Annotated in this window: 1 protein-coding gene; it reads right to left on the bottom strand. The window is 73.6% G+C overall.

Features of this window, described 5'->3' with window-relative positions; translation table 11 throughout:
• A partial coding sequence (locus ABZY57_RS32270; RefSeq protein ID WP_356518027.1) for an amino acid adenylation domain-containing protein occupies positions 1-3,828 on the bottom strand: 3,828 nt, incomplete at both ends.

The following is a 3,828-nucleotide window of genomic DNA, read 5'->3' as shown; positions in this document are numbered from 1 at the left end:
TCCGGCTCGGGGGCCGGATCCGTCTCGGCGGCGTCGCGGGAGAGGCCGGCCAGCCACCAGGTGGCGTCGGCGGTGTGCCCGTGGCGCGCCTCCTCCCCGGCGGCGATCGAGCGGTGGACCCCGGTCAGGATGTCGGCCAACTCCGCAGCACGGTACTTGAGGTAGAAGTGCCCGGCTTCGTCCAGGACCACCACGGCCGCGGTCCCGGTGATCCGGTGCCACTCGCGGAACCGCTCCTGGTAGAACTCGGTGGCCGGATCGCGGTCGCCGCAGACGGCGATCACCGGCGCCGCGATGGCGCCGCCCTCGCTCTCGTACAGCTCGCCGAAGTAGCGCTCGGCGCCCTTGGTGCCGACCCGGCGGTTGTGCACGATCAGCCGCAGCTGGTCCTCGTCGACCTCGTCCACGTCCAGGCCGGCCGCGGCCAGGGCGTTGATCATGCCCTGGTCGCTGCGCAGACGGGCGGACAACTCGGCGAAGCGCTCGGCCATCGCGGCGCCCCGGCCCTTCGGGCGGGCGAACGGGAAGATGCCGCCGAGGTGGACGGCGTCGATCTCCCGGCCGGCCGCCTCCACCCGGCGGGCGATCTCCACGGTCAGCCGGACGCCGACCCCGCAGTGCCCGTAGAGCACCAGCGGCCCGGCGACGTCGGCGACGATCTCCTCGGCGCAGAGCCGGGCGACCTCGTCGATGTCCATCGCTTCCTCGCCCAGCTCGTGACCGGGGACGGAGATGGAGTGCAGGGCCCAGTCCGCCGGCATGGCGTCGGCGAGAGGCTTGTAGATCAGTGCGCTGCCGCCGCCGTAGGGGGCGCAGACCACGGTGGCGGAGGCCGTGCGGCGTTCGGGGGTGAGCAGGTGCAGCAGTCGGCGCGGGCCGCGGTCCGCCTCGGGGGTGGCCACCAGTTCGGCGAGCCGACGGACCGTCGGGTGCGTGAAGAGGTCCATCACGCCGACCGGGGTGGCCAGGTCGGGGAAGGCGCGCCGCATCCGGGCGACCACTTGGGTGGCGAGCAGGGAGTGGCCTCCGAGCTCGAAGAAGTCGTCCAGTGCGCCGACCCGGGGGAGGTCCAGCAGATCCGCCCACATGGCGGCGATCACCTGCTCGGTCCCGGCCTCGGGGTCGACGTGGGCGCCGGCGGCAGGACCGTCCGCGGGCGCCGGAAGCGCCTTCCGGTCGACCTTGCCGTGGGCGAGCAGCGGCAGCCGCTCCAGCACGACGTAGCGGGCCGGGACCATGTAGTCCGGCAGGACCTCGCCGAGGGTGGCGCGCAGTTCGGCGGCGGCCGGGGGTTCGCCGCCGGCGGGGCGTTCCAGGTAGGCGACGAGGTTCTGCTTGACGCCCTCGCCGCGGGCCAGGACCACCGCCTGGGTGATCCCGGGCAGGGCGGTCAGCGCGGCCTCGATCTCGCCCGGCTCGACCCGGTAGCCGCGGACCTTGATCTGGTCGTCGCTGCGGCCCAGGTAGTCCAACGTTCCGTCGGCGCGCCAGCGCGCCAGGTCGCCGGTGCGGTACATCCGCGGACCGCCGGTCCCCAGGGCTGCGTACGGGTCGGGCAGGAACCGCTCGCCGGTCAGGTCCGGCCGCCCGAGGTACCCCCGGGCCAGCCGGTCCCCGCCCAGGTACAACTCGCCGGTGACGCCCGGGGGAACGGGGTTGCGGGCCTCGTCCAGCACATAGCAGCGCCCGCCGGCGAGCGGGCTGCCGATCGGGGTGCTGCCCGGCGCGTTCAGGCCGTCGGCGGTGACCTCGTGGACGGTGATCCCCACCGTCGCCTCGGTCGGCCCGTAGTGGTTGAACACCGCGCACCGGCCCAGTGCGGCGATGCCCGCCGCCCAGGACCAGCTACTGGCCTCGCCGCCGAGGACCAGCGCACGGCGTGGCAGCAGCCGCTCCATCGGTGCGTCGGCGGTCAGGGCGGCCAGGTGCGAGGGCGTCATCTTCAGGTAGTCGATGCCGGTCCGTTCGATCTCCGCGGCCAGCTCCACGCCCGCGATCCGGCGCGGCAGCAGGTGGACCCGGCCGCCGGTCGTGAGCGCCAGGTAGAGCATGGTCATGCTGAAGTCGAAGGAGAGCGACTGCAGCAGCCCGAAGGAGGCCCCGGGCTCGATCCGCAGGCGCTCGCCCGCCCCCGCGAGGTAATTGAGGATCTGGCGGTGCTGCACGGCGACGCCCTTGGGCGTGCCGGTGGAGCCCGAGGTGTAGATCACGTACGCCAGGTGGTCGGCGCCCGAGACCTCCTCCAGCGGAGTTCCGTCCCACTGCTTCGCGTCGCCGTCACCGTCACCGCCGTCCCCGCCGTCACCGGCATCGGTCAGCAGGTCGACGGCCGGGTGGTCGCCGAACCGCGGTCGCAGCACGGTGTCGGTGATCAGGACCGTGGCTCCGGCATCGGCGACCAGGTGGGCGAGCCGGGCCGGGGGCTGTTCGGGGTCCAGCGGCAGGTAGCCGCCGCCGGCCTTCAGTACGGCGACCAGGGCGACGGCCAGCTCCGCGGACTGCTCCAGGCAGACGGCCACGCGATCGTCGGCGCCCACGCCCAGGGCGCGTAGGCGCCGGGCCATGGCATGAGCGCGGCGGTCGAGGTCGCCGTAGGTCAGCACGCGGTCCTCGAAGACCAGCGCCGGCGCCTCCGGCGTCCGGGCCGCCGCCTCGGCCAGCGCCTGGGTGAGCGTGGCGGGACCGCCCTCCGGCAGCGCGGGACCGGCGGCCCAGGTCTCCACTACGGACGTACGCTCGGTCGCGCCGAGCAGCGGGAGCCGGTCGACCGGCTGTGCGGGGTCGGCGACACCGGCCGCGGTCAGCAGCTCGAACCGCTCCGAGAGGCGCTCGACGGTGGCGGCGTCGAAGAGGTCGGTGCGGTAGGTGAGGAGACCGTAGAGGCCGCCGTCCGGCTCTTCGCGCATGTAGAGGGCGAGGTCGGCGTGGGTGGTGGTGGCTTCGTAGCCGAAGCCCTCGGAGTCCAGGCCTGCGGTGGGGGTGGCGGCGCGGTCGCCGTAGTTCTGGAAGGCGAAGGTGGTCTGGAAGACGGCGGCGCGGCTGACGTCGCGTTCCACCGCGAGATCGCCCACCATCTGCTCGAACGGCACCTCCTGGTGCGCGTACGCGTCGAGCGTGGTCTCGCGGACCCGGCTGATCAGTTGGCCGAAGTCGAGGTCGGCGGTGAGCCGGGCACGGATCGGGAGCATGTTGACGAACGCTCCCACCACACCTTCGAGTTCGTGGTGCAGACGGCCCGCCACGGCGGAGCCGACGGCGAAGTCGCGTTGGCCGGAGTGCCGGCCCAGCAGGACCTGGAACGCGGCCATCAGCACCATGTACGTGGAGGCGCCGTAGGCCTGCGCCAACTCGCCTACCTGACGGGCGAGCTCGGCGCTCCAGCGGAACTCGGTCGCGGCCCCGTCGAAGGTGAACAGCGGCGGACGGGGCCGGTCGGAGGGCAGCTCCAGGGCGGGGACGCCGTCGAGTTCCCTGCGCCAGTACTCACGGGAGGCGGCGAGCTGCCCGTTCTCCAGCCGGCCCTGCTGCCAGGCCGCATAGTCACCGAACTGCACCGCGAGAGCGGGCAGTTCACCGGGCGTGCCGTGTGCGTGGTGGGCGTATCGGAGGTCGAGCTCGCGGTTGAGGAGGTCGATCGACCATCCGTCGCAGATGATGTGGTGCATCACCAGGGCGAGGACGTGGTCGTCCTCGGCGATCCGGACCACCAGGGCGCGCAACAGCGGGCCGGCCGAGAGGCCGAAGGGTTCGGCGATCACCGCGCCGAGTGCGGCGGCGGCGCCCGCCTGCGGATCAGGGTCCGCGCCGGCGTCCAGGTGCCGGGCGGCG

Origin of the sequence: Streptomyces sp. NPDC006450, from assembly GCF_040612195.1 — a bacterium.
In the GTDB taxonomy this organism is placed as follows: domain Bacteria; phylum Actinomycetota; class Actinomycetes; order Streptomycetales; family Streptomycetaceae; genus Streptomyces.
The sequence above is the reverse complement of the archived record's forward strand: the minus strand, read 5'-3'. Positions and strand labels throughout refer to the sequence as shown.